The sequence below is a fragment of the Shewanella sp. 10B genome (assembly GCF_023475885.1).
Lineage (GTDB): Bacteria > Pseudomonadota > Gammaproteobacteria > Enterobacterales > Shewanellaceae > Shewanella > Shewanella mangrovisoli.
The window spans coordinates 563,206-590,028 of the sequence record NZ_JAMDJO010000002.1; the positions used below are offsets into that span (position 1 = coordinate 563,206).

29 protein-coding genes are annotated in these 26,823 nt (G+C 48.1%); 10 read left to right on the forward strand and 19 right to left on the reverse strand.

The window, feature by feature from the left end:
- Positions 1-58: 58 nt before the first annotated feature.
- The 9 genes from M0415_RS09900 to M0415_RS09940 form a co-directional block, all read right to left on the reverse strand.
- Positions 59-829, reverse strand: coding sequence for an ABC transporter permease (locus tag M0415_RS09900; protein WP_133178503.1), 771 nt, complete (start codon positions 827-829; stop codon positions 59-61).
- Positions 826-1,764 carry an ABC transporter ATP-binding protein gene (locus M0415_RS09905; protein WP_249553973.1) on the reverse strand — a complete coding sequence of 313 codons (939 nt, stop codon included), beginning with the start codon at positions 1,762-1,764 and terminating at the stop codon, positions 826-828. The genes M0415_RS09900 and M0415_RS09905 overlap by 4 nt, the downstream gene beginning before the upstream one ends.
- A 251-nt stretch (positions 1,765-2,015) precedes the next feature.
- Positions 2,016-2,546: a hypoxanthine phosphoribosyltransferase gene (gene hpt, locus M0415_RS09910; RefSeq protein WP_011623888.1), complete on the reverse strand. Its 531-nt coding sequence runs from the start codon at positions 2,544-2,546 to the stop codon at positions 2,016-2,018.
- 7 nt (positions 2,547-2,553) lie between these two features.
- Positions 2,554-3,213, reverse strand: coding sequence for a flavin prenyltransferase UbiX (locus tag M0415_RS09915; RefSeq protein WP_249553971.1), 660 nt, complete (start codon positions 3,211-3,213; stop codon positions 2,554-2,556).
- Position 3,214: 1 nt separating this feature from the next.
- Entirely contained in the window at positions 3,215-4,612 is a 1,398-nt protein-coding gene (mpl, locus tag M0415_RS09920) for a UDP-N-acetylmuramate:L-alanyl-gamma-D-glutamyl-meso-diaminopimelate ligase (RefSeq protein WP_249553968.1), read from the reverse strand.
- Between the two features lie 168 nt (positions 4,613-4,780).
- Positions 4,781-5,416, reverse strand: coding sequence for a hypothetical protein (locus tag M0415_RS09925; RefSeq protein ID WP_249553966.1), 636 nt, complete (start codon positions 5,414-5,416; stop codon positions 4,781-4,783).
- Between the two features lie 197 nt (positions 5,417-5,613).
- Complete coding sequence (locus M0415_RS09930) at positions 5,614-6,477, reverse strand: sterol desaturase family protein (protein ID WP_249553964.1); 864 nt, start codon at positions 6,475-6,477, stop codon at positions 5,614-5,616.
- Between the two features lie 44 nt (positions 6,478-6,521).
- Positions 6,522-7,553, reverse strand: a complete 1,032-nt coding sequence (locus M0415_RS09935) for a DUF2804 domain-containing protein (RefSeq protein WP_249553962.1) — start codon at positions 7,551-7,553, stop codon at positions 6,522-6,524.
- Positions 7,554-7,820: 267 nt separating this feature from the next.
- Positions 7,821-8,384 (reverse strand): porin family protein, encoded by a 564-nt coding sequence (locus tag M0415_RS09940; RefSeq protein WP_249553960.1) that lies wholly within the window; start codon positions 8,382-8,384, stop codon positions 7,821-7,823.
- Between the two features lie 136 nt (positions 8,385-8,520).
- Between M0415_RS09940 and M0415_RS09945 the strand changes: the two genes are divergently transcribed.
- The 4 genes from M0415_RS09945 to M0415_RS09960 all read left to right on the forward strand — a co-directional run bounded on the left by M0415_RS09945 (position 8,521) and on the right by M0415_RS09960 (position 11,641).
- Positions 8,521-9,087 carry a YajG family lipoprotein gene (locus M0415_RS09945; RefSeq protein ID WP_041412552.1) on the forward strand — a complete coding sequence of 189 codons (567 nt, stop codon included), beginning with the start codon at positions 8,521-8,523 and terminating at the stop codon, positions 9,085-9,087.
- 33 nt (positions 9,088-9,120) lie between these two features.
- Entirely contained in the window at positions 9,121-9,708 is a 588-nt protein-coding gene (locus M0415_RS09950; RefSeq protein ID WP_011625277.1) for a peptidylprolyl isomerase, read from the forward strand.
- 69 nt (positions 9,709-9,777) lie between these two features.
- Positions 9,778-10,098: a hypothetical protein gene (locus tag M0415_RS09955; protein WP_011715936.1), complete on the forward strand. Its 321-nt coding sequence runs from the start codon at positions 9,778-9,780 to the stop codon at positions 10,096-10,098.
- Positions 10,099-10,249: 151 nt separating this feature from the next.
- Positions 10,250-11,641 carry an AmpG family muropeptide MFS transporter gene (locus M0415_RS09960; protein ID WP_249553958.1) on the forward strand — a complete coding sequence of 464 codons (1,392 nt, stop codon included), beginning with the start codon at positions 10,250-10,252 and terminating at the stop codon, positions 11,639-11,641.
- A gap of 97 nt (positions 11,642-11,738) precedes the next feature.
- Here M0415_RS09960 and M0415_RS09965 read toward each other — a convergent pair whose 3' ends face one another.
- A complete protein-coding gene (locus M0415_RS09965; RefSeq protein WP_011715934.1) occupies positions 11,739-12,224 on the reverse strand; it encodes a YajQ family cyclic di-GMP-binding protein in 486 nt (161 codons plus the stop codon).
- Positions 12,225-12,386: 162 nt separating this feature from the next.
- On the opposite strand from M0415_RS09965, the gene M0415_RS09970 reads away from it, so the two are divergent.
- The 4 genes from M0415_RS09970 to M0415_RS09985 all read left to right on the forward strand — a co-directional run bounded on the left by M0415_RS09970 (position 12,387) and on the right by M0415_RS09985 (position 15,721).
- The gene (locus tag M0415_RS09970; protein WP_011623900.1) at positions 12,387-12,749 is read left to right on the forward strand and encodes a VanZ family protein; all 363 of its coding nucleotides are present in this window, start codon (positions 12,387-12,389) and stop codon (positions 12,747-12,749) included.
- Positions 12,749-13,732: a ketopantoate reductase family protein gene (locus M0415_RS09975; RefSeq protein ID WP_249553956.1), complete on the forward strand. Its 984-nt coding sequence runs from the start codon at positions 12,749-12,751 to the stop codon at positions 13,730-13,732. The genes M0415_RS09970 and M0415_RS09975 overlap by 1 nt, the downstream gene beginning before the upstream one ends.
- Positions 13,733-14,027: 295 nt before the next feature.
- A complete protein-coding gene (locus M0415_RS09980) occupies positions 14,028-14,366 on the forward strand; it encodes a P-II family nitrogen regulator (RefSeq protein ID WP_023268492.1) in 339 nt (112 codons plus the stop codon).
- On the forward strand, positions 14,363-15,721 hold the full coding sequence (locus tag M0415_RS09985; protein WP_249553954.1) for an ammonium transporter: 1,359 nt from the start codon (positions 14,363-14,365) through the stop codon (positions 15,719-15,721). The genes M0415_RS09980 and M0415_RS09985 overlap by 4 nt, the downstream gene beginning before the upstream one ends.
- Before the next feature lie 55 nt (positions 15,722-15,776).
- Here the strand turns inward: M0415_RS09985 and M0415_RS09990 are convergent, their stop codons facing one another.
- The 6 genes from M0415_RS09990 to M0415_RS10015 form a co-directional block, all read right to left on the reverse strand.
- On the reverse strand, positions 15,777-17,336 hold the full coding sequence (locus tag M0415_RS09990) for an EAL domain-containing protein (protein WP_220054719.1): 1,560 nt from the start codon (positions 17,334-17,336) through the stop codon (positions 15,777-15,779).
- A 174-nt stretch (positions 17,337-17,510) separates the two neighbouring features.
- The gene (locus M0415_RS09995) at positions 17,511-18,383 is read right to left on the reverse strand and encodes an EamA family transporter (protein WP_249553952.1); all 873 of its coding nucleotides are present in this window, start codon (positions 18,381-18,383) and stop codon (positions 17,511-17,513) included.
- A 163-nt stretch (positions 18,384-18,546) separates the two neighbouring features.
- Positions 18,547-19,395 carry a 3-deoxy-8-phosphooctulonate synthase gene (gene kdsA / locus M0415_RS10000; protein ID WP_011625269.1) on the reverse strand — a complete coding sequence of 283 codons (849 nt, stop codon included), beginning with the start codon at positions 19,393-19,395 and terminating at the stop codon, positions 18,547-18,549.
- A 57-nt stretch (positions 19,396-19,452) separates the two neighbouring features.
- A complete protein-coding gene (locus M0415_RS10005; RefSeq protein WP_249553950.1) occupies positions 19,453-20,700 on the reverse strand; it encodes a DUF819 family protein in 1,248 nt (415 codons plus the stop codon).
- 144 nt (positions 20,701-20,844) lie between these two features.
- The gene (locus M0415_RS10010; RefSeq protein WP_011623907.1) at positions 20,845-21,633 is read right to left on the reverse strand and encodes a transglutaminase family protein; all 789 of its coding nucleotides are present in this window, start codon (positions 21,631-21,633) and stop codon (positions 20,845-20,847) included.
- Positions 21,633-22,028, reverse strand: a complete 396-nt coding sequence (locus M0415_RS10015) for a SirB2 family protein (protein ID WP_011623908.1) — start codon at positions 22,026-22,028, stop codon at positions 21,633-21,635. The genes M0415_RS10010 and M0415_RS10015 overlap by 1 nt, the downstream gene beginning before the upstream one ends.
- Before the next feature lie 118 nt (positions 22,029-22,146).
- Between M0415_RS10015 and M0415_RS10020 the strand changes: the two genes are divergently transcribed.
- A complete protein-coding gene (locus tag M0415_RS10020; protein WP_011715927.1) occupies positions 22,147-22,560 on the forward strand; it encodes a GNAT family N-acetyltransferase in 414 nt (137 codons plus the stop codon).
- 144 nt (positions 22,561-22,704) lie between these two features.
- Here the strand turns inward: M0415_RS10020 and prmC are convergent, their stop codons facing one another.
- The 3 genes from prmC to hemA are packed head-to-tail and all read right to left on the reverse strand — an operon-like array spanning position 22,705 to position 25,924.
- The gene (prmC, locus tag M0415_RS10025) at positions 22,705-23,565 is read right to left on the reverse strand and encodes a peptide chain release factor N(5)-glutamine methyltransferase (protein ID WP_249553948.1); all 861 of its coding nucleotides are present in this window, start codon (positions 23,563-23,565) and stop codon (positions 22,705-22,707) included.
- Positions 23,566-23,567: 2 nt separating this feature from the next.
- Positions 23,568-24,659 carry a peptide chain release factor 1 gene (prfA, locus tag M0415_RS10030; RefSeq protein WP_249553946.1) on the reverse strand — a complete coding sequence of 364 codons (1,092 nt, stop codon included), beginning with the start codon at positions 24,657-24,659 and terminating at the stop codon, positions 23,568-23,570.
- Between the two features lie 14 nt (positions 24,660-24,673).
- A complete protein-coding gene (hemA, locus tag M0415_RS10035; RefSeq protein ID WP_011715924.1) occupies positions 24,674-25,924 on the reverse strand; it encodes a glutamyl-tRNA reductase in 1,251 nt (416 codons plus the stop codon).
- A 254-nt stretch (positions 25,925-26,178) separates the two neighbouring features.
- Between hemA and lolB the strand changes: the two genes are divergently transcribed.
- A complete protein-coding gene (gene lolB / locus M0415_RS10040) occupies positions 26,179-26,823 on the forward strand; it encodes a lipoprotein insertase outer membrane protein LolB (RefSeq protein ID WP_086902026.1) in 645 nt (214 codons plus the stop codon).

The window sequence follows — 26,823 nt, forward strand, 5'->3', positions numbered from 1 at the left end:
TATGACTCCCTTTTTTATTGTGATGTGTGGGATCTCGATGATATCAACGAAAACCGAATTACGAGCGCAGCCCTATGCCTCTGGATATCAGGTAATACGCAACGCCCCAAAGCACTACACAAAAGCCCACCATAATGCTAATAGAAAGTGGAATGCTGATATCGGCAAAACCTAAGAAACCGTAACGGAAGACGTTGATCATATAGACCACAGGGTTCAGTGCCGACACACCTTGCCAAAAGGATGGCAGCAACGACAGAGAATAAAATACGCCACCAAGATAAGTTAATGGCGTGAGCACAAACGTCGGGATGATGCTGATATCATCGAAACTCTTGGCAAATACCGCGTTAATTAATCCCCCTAAGGAGAACAGCACTGAGGTTAAAAATACCGTCATCACCACAAGGCCTGCATGGTGCAAGCTGATGTCGACAAAGAACATGGCGACTAACGTCACGATTAACCCAACGCACAAGCCCCGCGCGACACCGCCACCCACGTAGCCTGCGATCATCACGTAGTGAGGTACGGGCGCGACCATTAACTCCTCGAGATTGCGCTGAAATTTGGCGCTATAGAAAGAGCTCGCCACATTCGAATAGGAGTTAGTAATCACCGACATCATGATTAGACCTGGCGCGATAAACTCCATATAAGATACGCCCCCCATATCGCCAATACGGCTACCGACCAAGTTACCAAAAATCAAAAAATACAAGGTCATAGTGATTGCAGGTGGGACTAAGGTCTGGATCCAGATCCGGGTAAAACGATTAATTTCCTTAGTTAATATGCTTTTGAAGGCGATAAAATACAGCTGTTTCATGCCTTAGCTCCTTGGGTTTTCTTTACTAATTCGACGAAGAGTTCTTCTAAGCGATTGGATTTATTACGCATCGACAGAACCTCCACCTTAGCGGCGGTTAACTGCGTAAATACATCATTGAGGTTGTGGTCCTTCGCCACATCCACCTCTAAGGTATGCGGATCGGTTAAACGGCACACCATGCCCTCGAGAGTAGGGGCGACATCAATATCGCGTCGCAGGTCAAGGATAAAAGTTTCTAAGTTCAGCTTGCTCAGCAGGGCCTTCATGCTAGTGCACTCCACCAGCACGCCCTTATCGATAATGCCAATATTGCGACACAGCATTTCTGCTTCTTCAAGGTAGTGGGTGGTTAGAATGATAGTCACGCCCTGCTGGTTGATTTGCTTGAGGAATTCCCACATTGAGCGGCGCAGCTCAATATCGACCCCTGCCGTTGGTTCGTCTAAGATCAATAACTTAGGTTCGTGCATCAGGGCGCGGGCAATCATTAATCGCCGCTTCATTCCCCCTGAGAGTGTGCGAGATTGGCTGTTACGCTTATCCCACAAATCCAGCTGGCTTAAGTATTTTTGGGCTCGCTCAAGAGCCACAGCCTTAGGCACACCATAATAACCTGCCTGATTCAAGACGATTTGCAACACCGTTTCAAACTGGTTGAAGTTAAACTCCTGTGGTACTAAACCGATGCACAGCTTGGCTTCCTCAAGCTGCTTATCGATATCAAAATCAAACACCTGCACAGAGCCTGAGGTTTTCTGCACCAAGGAGCTGATAATACCAATGGTAGTCGACTTACCCGCGCCGTTCGGGCCGAGTAGAGCAAAAAAGTCTCCCTGTTCAACGGTAAGGCTAATCCCCTTTACCGCCTCAACGCCGCCTTTGTAGGTTTTTTTAAGCCCCTCGATTACGAGAGCATGGGCATGATTGGCCATAGTGCTACCTGATCCTGAAAGAATGAACAAAACAATAAGATGGTGTCGAAAACATCAAATGCAATACGCCAAGCTGTATAAAAACGAAGTATGACTCTAGTTGATTGAATCGATAAAGATTAATTCATTAAATATAACTAATAGATCACCAAACGCGGTTAAGTGACCCCAAACAACATTTGCGTCGCCAACTTACAGCACAAAAACAAAACTCCCGCCTAGGCGGGAGTTTGAGTCATAACACATCGGGCTTATTCGAGCGGTACCACTTTGGCGATATAAGGCAAATTGCGGTATTGCTCAGCATAATCGATGCCGTAACCCACAATAAACTCGTCTGGAATGGTAAAACCGATAAAGTCGACTTTAACATCTACTTCACGGCGCTCGGGTTTATCCAAAAGAGTGCACAGGGCTAAGCTCTTTGGCTCACGCAATAACAGCATTTCGCGCACTTTGTTTAAGGTGTTACCTGAGTCAATTAAGTCTTCCACAATCAGCACGTCGCGGCCTGCGATATCCGATTGCACATCCTTCAGCACTTTCACATCCCGTGAGCTGGTCATGGCATTGCCATAGCTCGAAACCGACATAAAATCGATTTCAACATGGCCTTTAATACGGCGGCACAGATCAGCCATAAATACGACTGAACCTTTTAACAATCCCACCATCAGCAAACGCTCGCTGTTGGCATAGTGGGCATTGATTTGCTCGGCCATTTGATCCAATTTTTGGCTGATCTCTTCGGCGGAGATCATCACTTCGGTGGTGTGTTTCATATCAGTCTCAATTGTCGATGTCATTGGGGGAGTGTTTGTCATAGCCCCAGCGACTCGTTAATGCATGGTCAACGCCCAAATGATCGAGGATTCGAGCGACCATGAAGTCTACCAGATCTTCTACGGATTTGGGATTATGATAAAAGCCCGGCGCCGCAGGCATAATAGTAACGCCTAAGCGCGATAGGGTTAGCATATGTTCTAAGTGTATGGCATTAAACGGAGTTTCACGCGGAACTAGGATCAGCTGACCGCGCTCTTTTAATACCACGTCCGCCGCCCGTTCGAGCAAATTATTGCTCATGCCGGTGGCAACAGCCGCGAGAGTCCCGGTCGAACAAGGGCAAATCACCATTTGTTTAGGTGCGGCACTGCCCGAAGCTGGCGGCGAAAACCACTCATCCTTGCCTAATACCACTAACTCGCCAGATAAGGTTATCTGCTTCTTTGCTAGCACATCGAGCAATTGTGCCTTAGCTTTATCGCTATTAGCACTGAGCTGCAGGCCATGTTCAGTGGCCAGCACCACACGTGCGGCGCTCGAGATCATTAGAAATACTTGATAGCCAGAGACCAGCAAACATTCTAATAATTTCAAGCCATAGGGCGCGCCCGAGGCTCCCGTCCAGGCTAAGCTAATGGCTTTCTCTGATTTGGCGTAGGCCATATTAGTCCGCCTGCTGAACAAACTGAGGGCTAACTTCGAGCGCTGCCAACAGTTTCTTATGTAAGCCGCCAAAGCCGCCGTTACTCATCACCACGATAGTGTCACCCGCTTTTGCCGAGGCAGAGACTTTAGCCACAACATCATCAATCTGATGCAGGACAGTCACAGGGATCACCGCCGCTTCCATCGCCTCTTTCATATTCCAATCGATAGTATCGGCTTGATATAAAAAGGCTTCGTCCGCTTGCAGCATAGAATGAGCCAGAGTGTCTTTGTGCACACCACTCTTCATGGTGTTCGAGCGCGGCTCTAATACGATAGTGATTTTGCTTTGACCGACCTTGGCACGCATGCCTTTGATGGTGGTCGCAATCGCTGTTGGATGGTGGGCAAAATCATCGTATACGCTCACGCCGTGGACAGTACCCAACAGCTCCAGACGACGTTTCGGCGGCACAAAGCGAGTTAATGCCGCGATAGCGGCACTCGGTTTAACCCCAACATGGCGCGCGGCCGCGATGGCCATTAGCGCGTTTTCAATATTGTGCTGACCAATCAGCGCCCATTCGAGCACACCTTGGGATTCACCGTCGAAGAAGACTTCAAACTCGTGGCAATCATCACTTAAGGCTTTTGCATGCCAGCCCTTAGTGACTTCAGCGGTGTGGAAAGTCTCTTGCTCGCTCCAGCAGCCCATCTCAATGGTTTGTTTTACCGCGTGGGAATAGGCAGGCCAAATCACTTTGCCTTGCCCTGGCACAGTACGGATCAGATGATGGAACTGTTTTTGGATCGCCGCTAAATCGGCAAAAATATCGGCATGGTCAAATTCGAGGTTATTGATCACCAGCGTACGGGGATGATAATGCACAAATTTAGAACGCTTATCGAAGAAGGCGCTGTCGTACTCATCGGCTTCGACCACAAAAAACGCCGATTCCCCTAAACGGGCCGACACGCCAAAGTTTTGTGGCACACCACCAATCAAGAAACCAGGTTGATAACCACAATCCTCTAAGATCCACGCCAGCATGCTTGAGGTGGACGTTTTTCCATGGGTACCAGATACGGCTAACACCCAACGCTCAGGCAGAATATGATCGGCTAAAAACTGTGGTCCAGAGGTGTAAGGGATCCCAAGGTTTAATACCGCTTCGACGCAAGGATTACCTCGGCTCATGGCATTACCAATCACCACGAGATCGGGATAACTGCCCGCTTCACCTAACTGGCTTGGATCAAAACCTTGAATGAGTTCAATACCTTGCTCTTCAAGCTGCGTACTCATCGGTGGATAGACGTTGGCATCCGAGCCTGTCACTCTGTGCCCTTTTGCCCTAGCCAAGAGTGCTAGACCACCCATGAAGGTTCCACAAATTCCTAAAATATGTACGTGCATACCGCTCGCTCTGATGTTTTTGAATTCAAGGCTATTCTAATCCATAGCACCGCAGATTGGCAGGTTAGGATCTCGGAAAAGCCACTTGTTTGGCAAAGATACTGATAGAGAAAGGGATTTTTACAATTGAGTGAAGTTTAGCTAACAGAATTGTGCCACTCAGCTCACTTATCCGCGCAAGCTGGCATAGAGCTTTGGATATTGACTGCGGTGACGATTAAAGAGGAACTGACGCAGGGCTTCTCGCTCTTCGGCTTCGGCCTGAAACCTGACAATCGCCAGTCCCTCTTCATGGCGAATAGGCTCGATTTTAACCCGCATGGTTTCACCATCGGGCAACTGTAATTGCAGTTCTTGACTATCGACTAAGCGCTCAAACTGTTGTGGTGATTTAGCACGGATCGCCATGCCAGAACTCGATAAAGATACCACAGACCATTGTTCACCCCGATCTTGGTCGAAGATCCACACATCTTCTGGCTGAGTCAAACGCCAACTTCGCTCCGCGCCAGTCGCATCAAACACTTCAGGCACCCCTAAGGTCGGCTGCAATTGGCCAAAATCATCGAGGCGCATCTCTAAGGGAAACCAGAGTTTATAGGGGCCGACTTCGGCCAGTAGGGTCAACTTGGCCTTACCCAATAGCGAAGCCAGCGCTTGCGGCACATCGGTTTTGACCGTTAATACATGGTTAACCAAGGGCTCAGGATGAGCATCCTCGGCGTTATGGGTTATGCGATTAGGAGAAAATAGCTCTCTAAAATAAGCCAATTCCTCTAAGGTTAAATGCGGCTCATCGACCATACTGCAACCTACTCAGATGAATCCCTTGTACAAAAAATTACCACCAAAGCATGGTGCTGTACATTTTTTCATCTGTAAATTTGCAAAAAAAGAAAAGTAGGCTAGCAAGGCTAAGGTCTGACTCCTATTAGCCATTTGCACTATTTAATGAAGAGCGAATCACTCGTTAAGGGCTACAGCTCGCGTATTGAGCTAAATCACTTATCCTTTTGCTGACTGGCAGGGGGCGCGAAGAGGATTTTACAGCGCTCCGAGAATGTCAGCCACCGCGTCGTCACCTCGCTGAACATATCGTGCCATTCGCTAAAGGTCACTTTGAGTGGATTAAAACTGTTGACGGGTTTAGTGATCCCGTAAATCACTGTTTCCTCTTCGGGTACAAAGGTACCAAATAGTTTGTCCCAGATGATTAAAATACCAGCATAATTTTTATCAATATATTGTGGATTACGCCCATGGTGCACTCTGTGATGTGATGGCGTATTAAACAGCCATTCTAATGGGCCTAGTTTTTTCACCGCTTGGGTATGCACAAAAAACTGTAACCCTAAGTTCAGCAGTACCACAAAAACCACCCAATTAGGGTCGAAGCCTAAGATCACCAGCGGCAACCAAAACACCCACATACCAGCAAAGGGATACATCAAACTCTGGCGAAACGCAGTGCTAAAATTCATATTCTCCGAGCTATGGTGCACCACATGAGCCGCCCACATCCAACGCACTCTATGGCTCGCACGATGGAACCAGTAATAGCAAAAATCTTGGGCAATCATCAGCAGTACAAAGCTGAGTGGCCCCATTTGAATATCGAATAATTTCCAACCAAATACCGCCAGATACAACTTAGCGATCAGCAAACCCGTGAGGATATCCGCGCCTTGGTGCATGGCGGCGAGACTAAAATTACACAGCACTTCCTTGGTGTGGTAACGGGCACTCACTGGCAGTTTTTGTCTTCTGTCGCCGAAATACCACTCCAGCAAAATGCAGACAAAAAACAGTGGAGCCAATACCAGCAGCAACACCTCGGGATGATTGATTAACGCGGCGATATCCATATACCTTTATCCTATTGTTATTATTCTATTAAAGCGTAAATCGCCTACCAGCGGGCGTAATGGTCCTCGGTCAATCCCAACACATTGTTGAGTTGGAATTTACGTCCCTGATGGTCAATGATAAAACCGCTAAAAAGCCCCAGATATTGACGGAAGTTACTCTTCAGCAAGATAAAATTGCGTTTCTCACTGCGGCAATTTCGCGCCGTAAACTCTAAATCGACGCAGCCATCGTGACTATGTATACGCCAGAGATCTGTGCCCTGCTGGCCATGACGGTCAAATTCAAATTGCACCGGCCCGAGTAAATGCCGCTCGCCGTTGATCCAAAACACGTTTTCATTGGCACCGGTTTCATTAACGCCCGCCGCAAGATTTAATCCGATCACCCCTTCATCTATTTGGGCATTGATAGATGCCCAGCGCCAGCTGGTATCACGGCGCATAAAGCCCGCGGAAAAATCATAGCCTGCGAGGGCAAAATTTAATGGTTGCGGTTCATGGTCTATGGTGAGTTGTCCTTTGACCGATAAACCATTGTGCTTTTGGGTATAGGTCCAGCCGTTGTATCCCGAGGGGCTACACATGGCCATAGGTAAACTTAAGGGTAAGGCATGCAGGGTTAAATCGGCTTGAATGCTTTTAGTATCAATCACTAGATGCCAATTCCCCTCTTGGATCTCAAAGGTCACGCTAGCACCTTTGCCGCCGATAGCGGCTGTGCCGTTCGCGGGAGAAGGCGTCATCCGATAACCAAACCCAAAGGGTTTTAACCAGTCCTGCTGAGTTAACCTATTGTTTTTAATGTCATATAAATAACAGAAACCACTGCCCAGATAGGCGATATCCGCCAGTGCGATGCCAAGGATATAGCGCGGCGTGATAATCGAAATAAACTGGAACTGCTTAAAATCAAACCGTTTTGCCCAAGCCGATGCGGGCTTATCCATGGTATCGAAATAGGCAAAATCCGCTAAACCTAAGCTACCCACTATGCCGTCGAAATGGCCGAAATGTGGCTGACCTTTGGCATTGATTAAACTGTCGGGGGCGATTTGGGTAATAATCCTAGACATAAACTCGCCTTTGCTTGTGCAATCGAAGGAGCATTTATGCTCTCTTATTTAATGTTGAATTTTTACTCTAACCTGTCGCCCATTGCATTAAAAGAGTGCAAGCTCAAATTGTTGTGATTTTGTTGCCGACTGGAATTCGGTTTAATCCCACTGCGGATCATAAAAAAGCGCCCGAAGGCGCTTAATCGACACAGACTCACCCGCTAAATGGTAGTGAATAACTCAGTAAACCTGATTCCGTAAACCTAATTCCGCAAACCTAAGTCGTTAGAAACGATAACTCATGCCAAAGTTTACCCCTTGTAGTTCGAGTTCTTTCATTGGCACATATTGGTATTCAAGGTTTAGCCCAAAGCCCGACTGAAACCGATATTGCCAACCGACCGCGCCGTAAAAGCCTACATCGTCCGAATCCATCTCTTGCTTATCCATTTCATAACTCACTTGGGTGTAAGCCGCGCCGAGTTTGGCGTACAGACTATTACCACGGGAGAGCGCATATTCGCCGTAGGCGGTAGCTCTAACACCTTGGAAGCGTAAATTTTTTATCTCGCTGAATGTACTAACGAGCGCACTTGCCACACCACCAGAGCCCGTTAAATACCCAGCTTCAACGCCAAAGTTGTCGTTAAGCATATAGCGATAATATAAGTCGCTGGTGAAGGTATCTCCCGCGTCATATTTGCCGCTCTTAGTTTCAAACTCTTGAGTGCCGTAGCCTAAGCTGCCACCCAACACATGGGGAGAATCGCCGGCATGCGCCTTGCCCACGACAGACCCCGCCAACAGTGCAAACGACAACAGCCAAGTATTAATTGTTAAGTATTTCATATTGTTTAAATTCAGTATCCAGATGTAGGCACATCATAACCTTTGCACCTGTATCGGTACTGAACCCGAGTGCATTGTGGTAACGGGGGGGATTTCTGGTATGCTGTAGCCACTTTTTACTTGCATGAGATCCCCCATGAAAAAGTTATTATTGACGCTGACTTTCCCCCTGCTCTTCGTGGGCTGCGCGAGCCAAAATCCAACTCATATGGCATTTAGCCCTCAGGTTCCCGATATTAGCCAACAGACCACCAGACCCGTACAGATCTCATTGGATACCATTGATACCCGTAACGTTGAGTACGTGGCGCGTTTTATCGAAGAAGGCACTAAGACTCGCCTCGTCGGCCCGAGTGAGCCACCTAAATTATTGCTCGATGAAGTTTTCCGTAACGGTTTTACCCAAGCGGGCTACCAGATTGACCCAAGCGCGACCAACTCAGTGCAAGTTCAGTTAGAAGAGCTGCAAATGGATGTCACCAAAAAGACCTTCGGTTATGAGGCCAAACACAGCGTGCTGATTGCCGTGCAAGCCCGTAATTCAAGTCAAGAATTGGTCAAACGCTATAAAGCCAAGGGCACTTTAAAAGGCCCATTAACGCCAGACTTTGCCACTCTAGAGCTGGATATGAACAAGTTACTCGGCCAACTCACAGGGGAAATTTTGAATGACCCTGAGTTAAACCAGTTCCTGCAACAATAATAGTGCTAATCGATAATTAATAAGGAAATCATAATGTTTCGTTGGATATCTGCACTCTTAGTTCTGTGTGCCAGCTATAGCAGCTGGGCGGCAATCGACATTCAACCCGATACCTTGTATCCCCAAGTCGAGTTTGATACCAGCCTAGGTAAGATTGTGGTCGAACTCGATAGAACCCGCGCACCGATTACCGTCGATAACTTCCTGACCTATGTGGTCAAAGGCGAGTACAACAACACGATTTTCCACCGTATTATCAGTGACTTTGTCGTTCAAGGCGGCGGGCTAAACCCACAATTAGAAGAGTTACCCGCGGGTAAGCCTATCGTTAACGAGTCTGGCAACGGCCTATCCAACAGTATGGGCACGATTGCGATGGCGCGCGACAACGATCCCCACTCTGCTACTCGCCAGTTTTACTTCAATGTGGCGGATAACACTAAGCTGGATCCATCCAAACGTCGTTGGGGTTATGCGGTATTTGGCGAAGTGATTGAGGGTAAACAAGTGCTGGAAGCCATGGCCGTGGTCGAGACCACCACCAATGCGAAACTCAATTGGCCCGATGTGCCCGTGACACCTATCATATTGAAAACAGCTAAATTACTGCCGAAAAAATAATCGAAAATAATTTGAGCAAAAGCCCTAATCCTCTGTCTATACTCAAAAGGCAACAGAAAGGAGGCAAGGGTGACGATTGAAGAATTTATCGATAATAAAGCGCCCCAGCTTGCTATGTATGGCAAAGCATTTTTGAGTGACGAGCTCGATTTCCATGAAGTCCAGCTCTATCTTTGGGACACACTCGAGGAATGGCAATTACTCATTCCAAGTAGTGAAGCGCAAACAGAAACAGAAACCGTGTTTTGGCATTTGCTCCATAGTTTTAACAAGTGGCCAGACTGGATGATCCGCGGCAATCAGTATCTGTGTCAGCAGTTGCATGCGTGCTGTGACTTCCTTAGTTTGGGAGGCCAAATGCCCTCGGGGTGCATTGGTGTTCGACCTTGAGCAATACACTCGCTAAAGACTCAGCTTGCTGGGTCTTTTTTATTTTCAGTCCTTTCGGACAGAAACCCAGCGAGCATCAAAAGGATACGCATTAATCCTTGAATCCCACCGCATCTTCCCCGTAAGCTAGGCGGATTCGACTCCTCGGCCCATGCTTATGTTCGTAATCGGTTTAAATCGACGCATCTTAGAATTCTTCAGCGTTTACTACCATAAGCGCGTGTTGATTCTGTTGTTACTCGGCTTTTCTGCCGGCCTGCCATTAATGCTGGTCTTTTCAACCTTGTCTTTTTGGCTACGGGAAGCGGGAGTCGACCGCACTTCTATCGGGTATTTCAGTTGGATAGCCCTGGCCTATGCCTTCAAATGGGCCTGGTCACCCTTAGTGGACAGATTATCTCTGCCCATACTGACGCGCTTTTTAGGCAGGCGACGCAGTTGGATGCTGTTCGCTCAGCTGTTGCTAGTCGGCGCCATTTTGGGTATGTCCTTTAGCGACCCACTGCAAGATCTCGAACGCTTGGCCGTATTTGCCCTCATGGTCGCCTTTGCATCCGCCACCCAAGATATTGTGATTGACGCCTTTCGTATCGAATCTGCCCCCGAAAAAATGCAGGCCGCGCTTGCCGCCGCCTATCAGGTGGGCTATCGCAGCGCTATGATTGTGGCGACGGCTGGAGCCTTGAGCATCGCCGCTTGGGTTGAGCCCGGCAATACCGAATATAACCTACTCGCTTGGCAAACATCCTATTTGGTGATGGCAGGACTGATGTTTGTCGGGGTGTTAACAACGCTTTTTAGCCGCGAGCCACAGGTTGATACTCGCGCCGCCGATGAAACCGAATTAGCGGTAAAACAACGCTTGAGCGAGCGTTACCCCAAGCCGCTTGCGGCGAGCCTCTCATGGATTTATACCGCCAGCATACTGCCCTTTATCGACTTTTTTAAACGCTATGGTCGCAGCGCCATTTTGATTCTATTGCTGATTTCCTGCTATCGCATTTCGGATATCGTAATGGGGATTATGGCCAACGTGTTCTACGTGGACATGGGATTTAGCAAAGAAGAAATTGCTTATCTGAGTAAGATCTACGGTCTTATCATGACCTTAGTTGGCGCAGCCTTCGGCGGTATCCTATTAGCCCGCTTCGGCACCATGAAGATTTTATTCCTTGGCGCCCTCTTGGTCGCTGTCACCAATTTGCTATTTGCTTGGCAGGCGATGATTGGTTACAACGTCCAATTTTTAACCTTTGCGATCTCGGTCGATAACTTTAGCGCCGGTATTGCCACCGCCGCCTTTATCGCCTATCTCTCGAGCCTCACCAGCAGCGGCTATAGCGCGACCCAATATGCACTGCTCTCCTCAATTATGTTGCTCTTCCCAAAATTTATTGCTGGCTTCTCGGGCGCCTATGTTGATGCCTATGGCTATGTGAACTTCTTTGTCGCCGCCAGTGTAATTGGTTTTCCCGTGTTGCTGCTTATTCATTTAGTGAATAAATACGTACCCCATAACAGCAAGGGCGACGCCGAATCCTAAGTAATAAAAAAGCCCCTCGCCTTTGATAGCAAGGGGCTTTTAAGTGTCTATCAACACATCGACTCAAAGTGAATCAAATGCTGGATAGGCTTTTCGATTAATCGCGGAAGTTATTGAACTGGAAAGGCTGACCCAGATCCGCTTGACGCACTAACGCCATCACAGCTTGTAAATCATCGCGGGCTTTACCCGTCACACGCACTGTGTCGCCTTGGATCTGAGATTGCACTTTAATCTTGCTATCTTTGACCATCTTAACGATTTTCTTGGCAATATCCGTCTCGATACCCTGCTTAAAGCGCACTTTCAGGGAGAAGGTCTTGCCGCTGTGAACCGACTTTTCGTCGACATCCATAGTCGAAGGCTCAACATTACGTTTGCTCAATTGGGTACGCAGAATATCGACCAACTGTTTGCATTGGAAATCATCTTCCGCGGTGAGAGTCACCACATGATCTTTATATTCGATGCTGGCCTCTTTACCACGAAAATCGAATCGGCTGCTGAGTTCACGGCGGGAGTTTTCGACCGCGTTACGTAATTCAACCTCATCCACTTCAGACACAATATCAAATGAAGGCATAGTTGCCGCCCCTTAGGTGATTGTAAATGCCCATAGTTTACCGACTCCCTCCCCCAAGTTGAAGGTTAACTTTACCCAAGCAAGATAAAACTCGGGTTATGGATGACTTTGGCGGCACATTTTCCTATTATGGCGTCACACTAAGATAATCAAATTGTATTTGTGATAACTAAAAACACCCTATTCAAATTGGCTTTAGCCGTAGCCTTTGTCGTGATCAGTTATCTGGTGTTTTCCAGACCAACCTATTCGCAAAGTATCCCCAATATCGATAAGGTAGGACATCTTGGGAGCTTCTTCTGCCTCTCTTATCTGACCTTTCTCGCCTTTCGCCCCAAGTGGTATTGGCTCTCGCTGGTGCTTGCCGCATACGCGATTTTGATTGAGCTAGTGCAATCGCGTTTACCCTACCGCAGCGCCTCTGTGGGCGACGTGTTAGCGGACTTTGCGGGTATCGCTTTGTTTTACTTCTGTCTTTGGGCCTATCGAAAATACTTTAGCGCCGCCCAACTCAAGGAAGAATAATGTTCGGCCAAGGTGCGTCATCGACTGTAGAGTCTCAAGTCACCGATATCGCGATTTTAGGTGCTGGCGCCGTGGGACAATTGATTTGTCATCAACTGCATTCGGCGGGGTTAGCCGTAGGCTTGATAGCGCGTGAGACCTCTGCATCCACCTCTGAGGCGACGGATTGGCAAGACCTCGTGTTTTGCCCTCTGCCATCAACGGATGCTGATACCGACTCAGTGTCATACCGAGTGCCTACATTTAGTCTAGACGGCACAAGCTTACTGCAGATCAGGCTGCTAATTGTGTGCGTTAAGGCTTATCAAGTCATTGATGCCATTAGCCCTTTACTCGACAAACTCTCGCCCCAGTGTCATATCCTGTTACTGCATAATGGCATGGGTCCACACTTGGCACTGGCGCCCAAATTACAGGGTCGTGGCTTAAGCCTTGGTACTACCTCCCAAGGCGTGATGCGCCAGTCCCGCTGGCAAATCAAACAAACTGGCCAAGGCTTAACCCAGTTTGGCCACTTTATCGGCCCCGCATTACCGCAAGCACTGCGTGACGGGCTGCTCAACGCTATCCCCAACAGTGAATGGGTTGAGGCAATTATCCCTAGTCTTTGGCAAAAGCTCGCGGTAAACGCTGCAATTAATCCCCTGACGGCCCTGCATCAATGTCCCAATGGCACATTGGCTCAGGCGCAATTTACCCAGACCATAACCAGTATCTTAGATGAGCTGGTCGAGGTGGCCGCCCACGATGGCATAGCACTGGATAGACAAATGCTTGAAGAGCGCGTGTACCGGGTGATTGAACTCACGGCCGCGAATTTCTCGTCGATGCACCAAGATGTAGCACACCATAGGCCAACCGAGATTGAACAAATTAATGGTTATATTTGTGACCGCGCCAGCGCGCACGGTTTAAGTGCAGCCACCAATGCCCAAATGTGCCAAGCCATTAAACAGTTGTCGGCAATAACACCACAAGCTTAATCAATATACTCAATTGATTTTAAATGGATTTAACCCTAATCAATCGTGCTAAATCAAACTCGGTGATATTCCAGCATCTTTAAATGCACTCGAATTGGCATTTTGATGCTAAATGCACCATCAAAGCGCACCAAATCAGGGCGTAATCATCTGTTTTTGCACTCTTTTGCAGCAAAAACTCGGTCTATTTGAGTGCGTCACATTGTTAAGATAATGATAATAAAAACATTATTGTTATGGCCTGATTCCTGCTTTGTTCATCCCACTTACGCCTGAAGTTCGTTGGAGAATAAAGTTGAAACTCATCACCGCTATTATTAAACCCTTCAAAATTGATGATGTACGTGAAGCGCTGACGCAACTTGGCATCCACGGTATGACAGTGACCGAAGTGCGTGGCTTTGGTCGCCAGAAGGGACATACAGAGCTGTATCGCGGTGCCGAATATGCGGTCGACTTTCTCCCCAAAATGAAGCTCGAAATCGCCATCCATTCCGAGCAGGAAGATGCGGTCATCGAAGCCATTGTTGCCGCCGCCCACACGGGTAAAGTTGGCGACGGCAAGATATTCGTCACCCCACTCGAACAAGTGATCCGTGTACGCACCTCGGAAGAAGGGAGTGATGCGATATGAGCCAACAGACAGCCGCACTTAACGCTAAGTTCGCTCTGCCAAACACCCGTTATTCAACATTGGGTTATCAGGCATTATTGGCTCTGCTCGCCAGCGGCTTTGCGGGCTCGGCTTTGGCCGATGAGGCGCAGCTCAGCGGCGCCAATACAGCATGGATTTTAAGCTCATCAGCTCTCGTCTTATTGATGACACTTCCAGGACTGGCACTGTTTTACGGCGGTCTGGTGCGCAGTAAAAACGTACTCTCGATTTTAATGCAGTGTTTTTCTATAGCTGCTATCGCCTCTGTACTGTGGTTTGTGGTGGGTTACTCCATCGCCTTCGATACCGGCAACGGTTTTATCGGTGGGCTGGGCAAAGCTTTTCTAGCCAGCATTGGTCGCGACAGTGTCAGCGGGGATATTCCTGAACCTCTATTTATGCTATTCCAAATGACCTTCGCCATTATCACGCCAGCGCTGATCATCGGTGGCTTTGCCGAGCGGATGAAGTTCTCCGCCGTACTGATGTTTTCAAGCGCTTGGTTACTGTTAGTCTATGCACCCATCACTCACTGGGTGTGGGGCGGCGGCTGGTTGGCCGAGCTTGGATTGTATGACTTTGCTGGCGGTACAGTAGTACACATTACCGCTGGGGTGGCGGCACTGGTGGCAGCAAAAGTGTTAGGGCCGCGTAAGGGATTCTTAAACTCGGCCATTATGCCCCATAACTTGACCATGACAGTGACAGGCGCGGGCATGCTGTGGGTGGGCTGGTTTGGCTTTAATGGCGGCAGCGCCTTAGGCGCCAATGGCACTGCGGCAATGGCGATACTCGCGACCCATTTAGCCGCGTCGATGGGCGCCATTACTTGGGCGGGTATCGAGTGGTATAAATTTGGTAAGGCCAGTGCACTCGGTATCGTCACCGGTATGGTGGCAGGCCTTGGCACTATCACGCCGGCATCAGGCTATGTTGGCCCTGCTGGCGCGTTAGTGATCGGTTTTCTTGGCGGTGTGGTTTGCTTCTTTTCAACTGTCTACATTAAACAAAAACTCAAGATTGACGACTCGCTCGATGTGTTCCCAGTACACGGTGTCGGCGGTATTCTCGGTACTTTGCTGGCAGGAGTGTTTAGTTCGACTCAGCTTGGGATCTTCAGCGGTTATGGTTTTGCCAGTGTTAACCCCACTATGCTCGACCAACTCGGGGCGCAGGCCATTGGGGTTATTGCCACCTTGAGTTACACCGCTGTGGTGTCTTGGTTGTTGTTTGTGGTCATTGGTAAAATCCTCGGCGGACTTCGTGTCAGCACAGAGCAGGAAGTGAATGGCCTCGATCTTTCCGAACATGAAGAAACAGGCTATAGCCTCTAATACTCGCCTAGCAAAACTGACCCGTCAGTGGCATGTCTGCCCTGACGGTTATTAACTAGTTATGCTCCTTAAGCCACAGTTCCAGTTCATTTAATTTCATCGGCTTAGCGTATAAATAGCCCTGCAAAAAATGCACATCACGACTGATTAAATAGTCCGCCTGCTCTTGGGTCTCCACCCCTTCTGCCACAGCCACATAATTCATCTTATGGCAGAGTTCGATGATGGTATCCAGCACATGGGAGGTCACCGAATCTTGGCCTATGGTATCGATAAAGCATTTATCGATTTTCAGGTAATCCAGCGTAAAGGTTTGCAGCAGCGACAAGGTTGTCTGCCCAGTGCCGAAATCATCAATCGCCACCAGAATGCCCAGCTCACGCAGCGCCGCGATTCGCTCACACATATCCACCGTTAATAGTTGCCGCTCGGTGATTTCGATCAGCGGCTGCACGCCGATTTCAGCAAACGCATCCCTAAGGTAACGAAACTTAGCCTCGATATCGCTTTGGATAAAATGCTCGGGCGCCACGTTAAAGCCAATCCTAAAATCTGTGGTTAACTGCAATTGGCTAAAATCCGCCAAGGCGCGCTCAAAAATATAATTGGTCAAAGGAACTATTAATTGGCTTTCTTCGGCGATGGGAATAAACAAATCGGGACGAACTAAGCCCATTTGCGGATGCTGCCAGCGCACCAATGCCTCGACACCTTTGGCCTTACCGTCTTCACTGCTTACAACAGGTTGGTATACCAAGAAAAACTCTTGGTTCTCGATACCACTTTTTATGTCATCGGCTAGCGAGTGACGCCCATTACGCTTCCACAACAGTAGGCTAGATAAAACGAACAAGGTGAAAATCAGTGGCAATAACAGGCCAAAGGCAATCCAATAAAAGTGCCAAAACAGCGCCTTAGAGATCTCCAGCAGGATGACGAAATCTTGGTGGACCTCAAATTTATCCCCTGCAAACACAGTAATCACTTCATTACCGCTAAACTGTGGCGCCGCGGGCAAGGTCGCACCATGCAAACCTAAGACAACGGTTTTTACCGCGCGGGGAAATACATCGGGTTGAATAAAGCTATCAATCAGATATTGACCTTCGAATATCACAACCGCGCCGTATTGCGTTTGTTCATTCTTAAAGGTGGTGATAATGGCTGGCACGCCCGGTCGCGCTGGCGTTTCCGGCACTATATGTTGCGAACCATCTTTGAGTCTATCGACGGGCAATAGAGTATTCAGGGGTAAATTGAGGTTCCCGGTTGTCGAGGAACAGTAAAATGACTTGTCATTGAAGAGTAACACGCCCCGAAAATAAGGCCGAAAACGCATGTATTCAGTTAACTTGCCACAATCCTCTTCGGTTAGGTTCATGGCATATTCACCTATCTGATCCGACAGCTTTAAGATGGCCTCTAAACGCTCTAGGTTGAACTCGCCAATCTCAGTCGCCTTGTTATGTGCCAGATAAGCCGCGATAAAATAGCTAAAAACAAAAGCGAATACGACGGGTAACAGCAGTAAGAACAACCACTTTTTTAAAAGTAATTCGAAGAGAGAGGCAAAGTTACGCATCGACGCTTGGATAAGATTTGAACGGTTTGGCATAGTAACAAATCCCTTTCGAGTAAATTGTTAATTTTTGCATCAAGAATATTTAGCATAGATAAGGAGAGTGAGATATAAACTATAGGGCATTTCTGTGAGCTATGTTTTTGATAATTAAAAACATAAGCCTTTATGACTAATCTCATTGATAGCAAACACGGTCAATAATGAGCCTTACTCCCACATCACGAGTATTGCCGCGAGCGCGATCAAGACGAGGCCAAGCAGCTCTTTTATTTTTACTTTTTCCTTAAGCCAGAATGCCGAAATCAACATCATAAAGAAGATTTCCACTTGGCCTAGGGTTTTAACATAGGGCACGCCCTGCAAAGACATAGCACTAAACCAACCAATAGAGCCAAAGCAACTGGCGCTGCTCGTCAGCAAGGTTAACTTAGGACGTTGAATTAAAGCGCTGAGAGTGGCTTTATCCTTCAAGACTAAATAACCGACTAACACTAAGGTTTGTAGACATATCACCAAAAGCAATACCCAAGCGGCGCTATGTGGAAAACCGACATTTAATCTTAGGCTTGCTTCCCTCACCCATAAAGAGGTCAGTGCAAAGGCGCTGCCGCTAGCTATGCCGAGGAGCACAGTGCTTAAGGACAGCTGCCTAAGCCCTTGCTTGGCGCTCAGTAAAAACACGGCAACGCCACCTACAATCACCCCAATCCAACCGAGTAACGATAAATGGGTGCCAAAAAAGAAGGTGCCTAATATCGCGGCGACGATGGCCTCACTCTTGGCAAGCCCGGCACCGATGGCAAAATTTTGTTGTTGAAACAATTTAACCATCAAGCCAGTCGCGAGGATCTGCATCATGGAGGCACCGACAATAAAGCCGATAAACTCCGCCGTAAAATGCGGCCAGCCCACATTGTCCCAAAGATATAACAACCCAAGATACAAAGCCGCAATCGGGCCTGCCCAAAGAAACCGCGCTAAGGTGACGCCCGCCACCTTAACCTCTTTACTCAATTGGCTCTGAAAGGCATTACGCCACGCCTGCATAAACGCGGCTAATAAGGTAAAGAAAATCCACATCCGAGCCATCCTGTCACTGCCAGACTGCACTCTGACATGGGTTATGCGCTAATTAGAGCCAACATCATAAACACAAGGTATTGATATCGCTATGGAGAAAATTTCACCCAATAAAAAGCCCCGAGCAATTCGGGGCTTTTTAGTTGATAAGGTAAAACCAAGCTTACTTGCTGGTATCAATCGGGTCGAAGGATTTCACTAAATCATCAATAGCCTTCATCTGCTTCAGATAGTTTTCTAACTGATGCAGTGGCAGCGCACATGGGCCATCACACTTAGCGTTATCTGGATCTGGGTGAGCCTCAATAAACAGACCCGCTAAGCCTAACGCCATGCCACTACGGGCTAATTCAGTCGCTTGAGCACGACGGCCGCCCGCCGAATCGGCACGACCACCAGGACGTTGTAATGCGTGGGTAGCGTCGAAAATCACCGGATAACCGGATTGCTTCATCTCGTCCATACCCAGCATATCGACTACTAGGTTGTTGTAACCGAAGCACGAACCACGTTCACACAGGATAATCTCGTCGTTACCGGCTTCGTTAAACTTAGTGATGATATGGCGCATTTCGTGTGGTGCTAAAAACTGCGGCTTTTTCACGTTGATAATAGCGCCCGTTTTCGCCATGGCGACTACGAGGTCTGTTTGGCGCGCTAAGAAAGCAGGCAACTGAATAATATCAACCACTTCAGCGACAGGCGCACATTGGTAAGTCTCATGCACATCGGTGATTAATGGCAGATTGAAAGTCTTTTTGATTTCTTCAAAAATCTTTAAGCCTTCTTCCATGCCAGGACCACGGTAAGAGTTAACAGAAGAGCGGTTAGCCTTGTCGAACGACGCCTTGAAAACATAGGGAATACCCAGTTTTTGCGTCACTTCGGCATAGGTTTCAGCAATCGACATAGCGAGATCGCGAGACTCAAGCACGTTCATGCCACCAAACAACACGAAAGGTTTATCGTTAGCGATCTCGATTGAACCTAGGTTTATGATTTTATTACTCATCGCAACTTCTCTCTAAAATGCTGGAACCTTACCAGCGCTGAACAGGAGCTAAGGCAACTATACCGCGACGGCTTGCAGTAACTGACCGCAGAGCCACGCCATATAAGTGCCTAGCGCATAACCAAATACGGCTAACAATACCCCTACAGGGGCTAAAGCGGGGTGGAACGCCGCTGCCACAACTGGCGCCGATGCAGCCCCACCTACGTTTGCCTGACTGCCCACGGCCATATAAAACAATGGAGCCTTAATTAATTTAGCAATCAATAACATAAAGCCAGCGTGCACTATCATCCAAATAATGCCCACTAAAAAATATAGTGGTGTATCAAGGACCTTGCTTATATCCATATGTAAACCAATGGTCGCCACCAAAATATACAAGAACGCCGACGCTACCTTAGAAGCCCCCGCCGCCTCTAAATGGCGCATAGGGCTAAAGGACATGGCTAAACCTATGGTGGTCACAATCACCACTAACCAGAAGAACTTAGAGGTTAAGCTGTAATCCTCAGTCCAAGGATAGTTGGCCTCAAAATAAGGACCGAGGAAATCGGCGGCAATATGGGCCACGCCCGTGATCCCAAATCCGACAGCCACAATCAGCATCAGATCACGCAGGCTTGGAATACGCGCATTTTCAGCGTGATACTGCTCAACCTTGTTCTTTAAGGTCTCAATCGCCGAGGTGTCAGCACCTGTCTTGGCATCGATTTCCTTGGCTTTTGACGCCATAAACAACAATACCGCCATCCAAATATTGGCCACAATCACATCGACTGTCACCATCACGGAGAAGATATTGCCACCCACTTCATAAATTTCTTTCATCGCGGCTTGGTTCGCACCGCCGCCAATCCAACTGCCTGCGAGGGTCGTCATGCCGCGCCACACCGCATCAGGGCTATCGACACCAATTAATGAGGGCTCGATAAAGGACACCACGAGCAGTGCAATCGGCCCGCCAATCACAATACCGACTGTCCCAGTTAAAAACATGATCACTGCCTTAGGCCCAAGTCCTAAGATGGCTTTTAAATCCACACTTAAAATCAATAACACCAAACAGGCGGGCAATAGGTAGCGCGAGGCAACATAGTAAAGCTGTGATGTACCACCATCGATCACCCCAAAGGTATTCAACAACGATGGCAAGAAATAGCAGAGTAATAACGCTGGGATAAAACGGTAAAACTTTTGCCAAAATGGATGACTACTACTGCTGGTATAAAACACAAATCCCAGAATAGTTGCCAATATTCCCAGCGCCACCGCGTCATTGGTGACTAATGCCGTGCTTGCCATGTGTATTCTCCCTGTTTGGTACAGTTGTTATTGTATTTATGCTAAAAACTGCCGTTTGCAGTTAGTGGGCAAACTTCCCATTCGCCCCATTTATTGTTGTTTTTTAGAAAAACAAGGAGAGCCTGTTAGGCTCTCCTTTAAGATTTAGTGATAGATTTCAGCGTGTTCGCTGAGCTCTTTGAGCTGCATTTTGACGATTTCGATAACAGGATCATGCGGGCTGTTATCGACAAAGTGTTGCAGATCGGCCGCCGCGACATTGATACAACCCAGTTGCTGGGCGATAAAAGCGCGCTCCCGATTTAAGTGCACATCATCTGGGTGCCACTGTAGCAGCAAGTTGCAACATTCCATCGCCGCCTCAAATTGATGCGACACGATACACCCCGCCTTAAGCTCATGCAGCATGCGCGAAATCAGCTTCTTCACCGACGCCGCCTTTAAGTAGCTTGGCTTAAGCTCGGCCGCGTTACCCAGTTCACCGCGCACTAACACATGGAGCTGGTGTTTCGTCAGCTCTTTGCCCGTCAGCGGATCGTGATAACGCACAACACCAGCAACGTTACTGCGAAGCACGGTATTACCCGGTAAGAGTAAGGCTTCGAGCTCTAAATCGAGCTGTTTGGCCAGTAGCATCAATACCGTCGCCAGTGTGGTGCTATTACCCTGTTTAGTGATAAGGCAAGTGCCTAAGTCCGCCGCTTCGGTACTGAAGTAATTGTCGCGGACACAAAAACCCAAGTCCTGATAAAACCAATGCAGCAACGCATTTAAGCGTTGCTGTTGATCCACTAGGTAATGACTTAATACGGCTCCCGCCAATTCAAACCAAGCCCATTTCGCCGCTTCGAGGTTTGAAAATCCAAGGTGAGCACCTACATCCAATGCCGACTCGGGCAAAGAAATGCCATCTTGCAGATTGTATTTTCCCATTAACCCAATAATACCGCTTGTTTAAAATGCGCCAATTTGGCCGCGTAAACTAACCAACCTAATGCACCTAAAAAGGCAAAAACTTTGAACAATTTGTTTCTGTTCGCTTTTATCGCAATCACACCCAAGGCAATATACGCGAGCACGGCGCCAATTTTTTCGGTCAACCAAGGGTCCACAAAGGGATATTGCTTGATCATAAAGCACAGGGTTAAGCCCGACAGCAGTAAAAAAGTGTCGATAACATGGGGCGCGATTTTGAATACTTTCTTGCCCATCAGTGCTGACTGACGTAAGTGCAACACAAAACGAACGACAAAAAACAGCACACTCACGGCAATTAAGGTTAAATGCAGGTGCTTAACAGCAGGATAAAGACTGTAAAAAGTTTCCATTGTGATACTTATGGCCAGTGACAAAGGCGCTAGTTTACCCTAATCATAACGCCAGACCAATGCCTAACGCGCGAGATTCGCAGACGAAACCCCGTCCCTCAGTTTGTAGGAAACCACAATGAATTTAATGATAATTGACGATGAGTCCGCCGAATTTGCCGATGCGGTAAAGCAAAAAATCGTCGAATTTAATCAGCTGCACTGGCAAACGCTAAAGCGTCAAAACCTAGGATTAAAATTACAGGATGAGGACGGCAACTTACTCGCGGGCTTAAGCGGTAAAACCTTTGGCAATTGGCTATTGATTGACTACCTTTGGGTCGATGCCGCATTGCGCCAGCAAAACATCGGCTCACGCTTATTACTCGAGGCCGAAAGCAAGGCCAAACAACGTGGCTGCCAATTTGTCCTACTCGATACCTTAGATTTTCAAGCCAAGCCTTTCTATGAGCGCCACGGATACCGCGTGCAGTGGGTACAACAAGCCTATCCCGAAACCGGCAGTAAATTCTTTATGGTCAAAGTGCTATAGCTTGAGCCTAAGCTTAAAGCTGATTTTAAAGATATTGAGTCGGATACTTGTCAAAGCTAACCATTTCAACCAATACACAAATAAAAACGCCATTGATAAATAACCAATGGCGTTGTTAAGTACTTAGCGGGATTGGATTAAATATTAAATTCCAATCAATCCCATCCACTTACCCATGGTGCATCTGTCGTTGCTACCAAAATCCCGCACGGTTGCGACATTTTGATAACCTAGCTCGGTCAGTTTTTCTCTGAGCTTTACCGCCTGCTCAAAACCATGTTCGAGCAGAATATAACCGTTGGGCTTCAAATAATCCCGAGCGGTTTTTGCGATGTAGTAAAGATCAGCAAAGCCCTCATCGGCGGCGGTGAGCGCACTTTGCGGCTCGAAGCGCACATCCCCTTGATGTAAATGCTCATCGGCCTCATCGATGTAAGGCGGATTTGAGACAATTAAATCAAAGTCATGAGCCTTGATCGCGCTAAACCAGTCACTTTGGAGGATCTCCACCTGCTCTAACTTAAGGTTAGTCCGGTTCGCTTTGGCCAATGCCACCGCATCTTCCACCTTATCGACGGCAGTAATTTGCCAAGTAGCCCGCTCAGAAGCCAGCGCCAGCGCAATCGCACCTGTCCCAGTCCCTAAATCCAGCACCTTAGCATCACTCTCAAGCGGCAAGTTTAAGGCGGTTTCGACTAGGATTTCGGTATCTGGGCGAGGGATTAACGTGGTGTCATTCACGATAAAAGGCAGCGACCAAAACTCACGCTCACCCACAATATGTGCCACGGGTACGCCCTGCTGGCGACGTTGCACCATTTGCTGGAAACGTTTCCACTGCTCCACCGTCAAGGCTTTTTCGGGCCAAGTGTAGAGAAATGCACGGTTTTTATTGAGGCAATACAGCAGGAAAACCTCTGCATCCAAATGAGCGGATTCAGAGGTAGGCGCTAACTGAACATAGGCCCATTGCAGGGCCTCGGCGATACTCGATTGATCAGCCAAAATTACCCCTGCTCATCAGCCAGAGCGGCTAATAGGTCGGCCTGATGCTCTTGCATCAGCGGTCCTAAAATCGCATCTAAGTCGCCTTCCATCACTTCGTTTAAGCGATACAAGGTTAAGTTGATACGGTGTTCACTCACGCGGCCTTGTGGGAAGTTATAGGTACGCACACGCTCGGAGCGGTCACCACTGGCCACCAGACTACGGCGAGTCGACTCTTCGGCGCTGCGGCGCTTTTCGTCTTCAACGGCTTGGATACGCGCCGCTAACACGCTCATCGCTTGCGCGCGGTTTTTATGCTGTGAACGTTGGTCCTGACATTCCACCACAATCCCGGTTGGAATGTGGGTAATACGAATGGCAGAATCGGTTTTGTTAACGTGCTGACCACCAGCGCCCGATGAACGGAAGGTATCAACCTTCAGATCCGCAGGGTTGATTGAAATCGCTTCCGCTTCAGGCACTTCGTGCATGACTACTACAGTTACAGCAGAGGTGTGTACACGGCCTTGGGATTCAGTTTCAGGCACACGTTGAACACGGTGACCACCGGATTCAAACTTGAGTTTACCGTAGGCGCCTTCACCACTGACTTTAACGATGATTTCTTTAAAGCCACCGTGCTCACCTTCGTTCGAGCTCATGATTTCGAGCTGCCAACGGTTGGCTTCGGCATAACGACTATACATACGGAACAGATCACCCGCGAAGATTGCGGCTTCGTCGCCACCCGCACCGGCACGAATTTCGATAAAGGCGTTGGTGTCGTCGTTAGGATCTTTTGGTAATAATAGAATTTGCAGCTCGGCTTCGAGACGCTCGAGTTCGGCTTTAGCTGCCTTGATTTCTTCCTGCGCCATTTCGCGCATTTCAGTATCATCTTCTTCCAGCATTTCCTTGGCAGACTCGAGATCCGCCTGTGCTTGCTGGTAAGCTTTAAAGCCTGCAACCACTTCTTCTAACTGAGAATATTCTTTGGATAACGCGCGAAAACGCTCCTGATCGGCGATAACGGATGCATCACCAAGCAAGGCTAAGACTTCTTCATTGCGCTCGAGCAAGCCTTCCAGCTTGCGGATAACGGATTCCTTCATTTAACTCGCTAACCTTAGTTTTTATCTAATCCGAGCGCTGTTCTTAACTGACCTAAGGTATTCAAATCACCCTGACGACTCGCCACTGTGAGGGCTTGGGTTGGTGCGTGAATGAGTCTATTCGTCAGGCGATTGGCTAGTTCAATCAATACCTGCTCAGTGTCGCCCCCCTGCGCTAATTTATTCAGGGCGCGTTCCACTAACTCATCCTTTATCGCCATGCTTTGGCTGCGATACTCGCGAATACTGTCGACCGACTCTAAAGAACGCACCCAATCCATAAAGAGGTAGGATTGTTCTTCAGTAATTAATTCAGCTTGCTCGGCGGCCTCCTTACGGGAAGCCTTATTCTGTTCAATAATGCTATGCAGGTCGTCCACTGTATACAGAAACGCATCGTCCAAATCGGCGACTTCCGGCTCAATATCCCGGGGAACTGCTATATCAACCAATAACATAGGTTGATGGCGACGCTGCTTTAGCGCTTTTTCTACCATGCCTTTACCAAGGATTGGTAGCGGGCTGGCGGTAGAGGATATCACGATATCGGCTTTAGGGAGAAAATCTGGTATCTGTGCCAACGTAATTGCCGTGGCATTAAACTCTTCACACATACTTTGGGCACGTTCGAGAGTACGGTTTGCCACCACCATAGAAGCAACGCCGTTATCCTTAAGATGTTTAGCCACCAGCTCAATGGTTTCACCGGCGCCAATTAACAGCACCTTAGTGGTCGATAGCGAAGAGAAGATATGTTTTGCCATGCTCACGGCGGCAAAGGCCACCGAGACAGCCGCGGCACCGATTTCGGTTTCGGTACGCACTTTTTTCGCCACGGAGAAGGTATTTTGGAACAAGCGGTCGATGGTCAGCGCAACGGTACCCGCTTCTTTAGCTTTGACAAAAGCCTGCTTAACTTGCCCCAGAATTTGCGGCTCACCCAAAATCAGCGAGTCGAGACCGGAGGCCACGCGCATTAAATGCCTTACCGCCGCTTGACCGTGGTAATTGTAGAGGCACGGCGCTACATCTTGATGATCTAGGCCGTGATATTCTTCAAGCCATTCAATGATGTCGGCCTCATCGCCATTGTTACAATACAATTCAGTGCGATTACAGGTCGAGACGATAACGGCTTCACCCGAGCGTGTACGACTGGCCAGACTCTTCATGGCATCATGAATTTTGTCCGGAGAGAAGGCAACTTTCTCACGCAGGTCTACCGTGGCTGTTTTATGGTTAATACCGATTGCTACAAGGCTCATCTGACTCTTTTCTAGATTCTTGGCGTCTCTCTTAATAAGGGCATTCTACTGAATTGGCCCAACTAAAAACAGAATACGCTTAACAAAACCGAATAAAGGTCTAACTTCTTACCTAAATTTTCTATCAATGATAGACAAATGCAGATTATCGCGACCGAAGTTATCCCAAGTGACCGCCAATGGAAATTTTACGATTGGCATTGGTATTCTTTACAAGCCCTCGTATCATAAGGACTTTGGTATATCAGTTATAGATGAATAATTTGAAGCGCTTCACAAAATCCATTTTCTCTTGTATCGCCTTGAGCGGCCTATTGTTTTTAGGCGGCTGCGAGACCCTGCCGCCAACGACAGATCTCAGCCCTATAACGGTCGATAATGCCGCGCAAGCCAAGGCGTGGGAATTACAGGGGAAACTCGCTATCCGCACGCCGCAGGATAAGCTCAGTGCCAATCTCTATTGGCGCCACAGTGAGGAGCGAGACGAGCTCACCCTCACCACTATGCTCGGCACCACAGTGTTGACTTTGGATGCTACGCCTAACTCGGCTCATCTGCATGTCGATGGCAAAGATTTTCGCGATAGCAACGCCCAAGCACTACTCGAGCGAGTCAGCGGCTGGTCCATCCCGATTAACGACTTACCCCTTTGGATCACAGGCCAAGTCGGCGCTTTAGACCGTGTGCTTGCCGTTGATAGCAATGGTAAAACCAAACAAATTCAAAACTCGCAAACCTTGCCGCCTTGGGTAGTCACATTTTTGAGTTGGCAGTCCCAAAGCGGTGCCGAGGTACCCTATCAGTTAAAGCTTGAACGCGGTGATTTACAGCTCAAGCTGCAACTCAATCAATGGCAAGCCTTAGGTAAACCCTCAATAATGCTCGGAGAAAAACCTTAG

What these genes read in the sequence shown, in the direction of transcription:
- M0415_RS09900 (WP_133178503.1), bottom strand. Translation starts at nt 829, where the DNA reads ATGAAACAGCTGTATTTTATCGCCTTCAAAAGCATATTAACTAAGGAA.
- M0415_RS09905 (WP_249553973.1), bottom strand. Translation starts at nt 1,764, where the DNA reads ATGGCCAATCATGCCCATGCTCTCGTAATCGAGGGGCTTAAAAAAACC.
- hpt (WP_011623888.1), bottom strand. Translation starts at nt 2,546, where the DNA reads ATGAAACACACCACCGAAGTGATGATCTCCGCCGAAGAGATCAGCCAA.
- M0415_RS09915 (WP_249553971.1), bottom strand. Translation starts at nt 3,213, where the DNA reads ATGGCCTACGCCAAATCAGAGAAAGCCATTAGCTTAGCCTGGACGGGA.
- mpl (WP_249553968.1), bottom strand. Translation starts at nt 4,612, where the DNA reads ATGCACGTACATATTTTAGGAATTTGTGGAACCTTCATGGGTGGTCTA.
- M0415_RS09925 (WP_249553966.1), bottom strand. Translation starts at nt 5,416, where the DNA reads ATGGTCGATGAGCCGCATTTAACCTTAGAGGAATTGGCTTATTTTAGA.
- M0415_RS09930 (WP_249553964.1), bottom strand. Translation starts at nt 6,477, where the DNA reads ATGGATATCGCCGCGTTAATCAATCATCCCGAGGTGTTGCTGCTGGTA.
- M0415_RS09935 (WP_249553962.1), bottom strand. Translation starts at nt 7,553, where the DNA reads ATGTCTAGGATTATTACCCAAATCGCCCCCGACAGTTTAATCAATGCC.
- M0415_RS09940 (WP_249553960.1), bottom strand. Translation starts at nt 8,384, where the DNA reads ATGAAATACTTAACAATTAATACTTGGCTGTTGTCGTTTGCACTGTTG.
- M0415_RS09945 (WP_041412552.1), top strand. Translation starts at nt 8,521, where the DNA reads ATGAAAAAGTTATTATTGACGCTGACTTTCCCCCTGCTCTTCGTGGGC.
- M0415_RS09950 (WP_011625277.1), top strand. Translation starts at nt 9,121, where the DNA reads ATGTTTCGTTGGATATCTGCACTCTTAGTTCTGTGTGCCAGCTATAGC.
- M0415_RS09960 (WP_249553958.1), top strand. Translation starts at nt 10,250, where the DNA reads ATGCTTATGTTCGTAATCGGTTTAAATCGACGCATCTTAGAATTCTTC.
- M0415_RS09965 (WP_011715934.1), bottom strand. Translation starts at nt 12,224, where the DNA reads ATGCCTTCATTTGATATTGTGTCTGAAGTGGATGAGGTTGAATTACGT.
- M0415_RS09975 (WP_249553956.1), top strand. Translation starts at nt 12,749, where the DNA reads ATGTTCGGCCAAGGTGCGTCATCGACTGTAGAGTCTCAAGTCACCGAT.
- M0415_RS09985 (WP_249553954.1), top strand. Translation starts at nt 14,363, where the DNA reads ATGAGCCAACAGACAGCCGCACTTAACGCTAAGTTCGCTCTGCCAAAC.
- M0415_RS09990 (WP_220054719.1), bottom strand. Translation starts at nt 17,336, where the DNA reads ATGCCAAACCGTTCAAATCTTATCCAAGCGTCGATGCGTAACTTTGCC.
- M0415_RS09995 (WP_249553952.1), bottom strand. Translation starts at nt 18,383, where the DNA reads ATGTGGATTTTCTTTACCTTATTAGCCGCGTTTATGCAGGCGTGGCGT.
- kdsA (WP_011625269.1), bottom strand. Translation starts at nt 19,395, where the DNA reads ATGAGTAATAAAATCATAAACCTAGGTTCAATCGAGATCGCTAACGAT.
- M0415_RS10005 (WP_249553950.1), bottom strand. Translation starts at nt 20,700, where the DNA reads ATGGCAAGCACGGCATTAGTCACCAATGACGCGGTGGCGCTGGGAATA.
- M0415_RS10010 (WP_011623907.1), bottom strand. Translation starts at nt 21,633, where the DNA reads ATGGGAAAATACAATCTGCAAGATGGCATTTCTTTGCCCGAGTCGGCA.
- M0415_RS10015 (WP_011623908.1), bottom strand. Translation starts at nt 22,028, where the DNA reads ATGGAAACTTTTTACAGTCTTTATCCTGCTGTTAAGCACCTGCATTTA.
- M0415_RS10020 (WP_011715927.1), top strand. Translation starts at nt 22,147, where the DNA reads ATGAATTTAATGATAATTGACGATGAGTCCGCCGAATTTGCCGATGCG.
- prfA (WP_249553946.1), bottom strand. Translation starts at nt 24,659, where the DNA reads ATGAAGGAATCCGTTATCCGCAAGCTGGAAGGCTTGCTCGAGCGCAAT.
- hemA (WP_011715924.1), bottom strand. Translation starts at nt 25,924, where the DNA reads ATGAGCCTTGTAGCAATCGGTATTAACCATAAAACAGCCACGGTAGAC.
- lolB (WP_086902026.1), top strand. Translation starts at nt 26,179, where the DNA reads ATGAATAATTTGAAGCGCTTCACAAAATCCATTTTCTCTTGTATCGCC.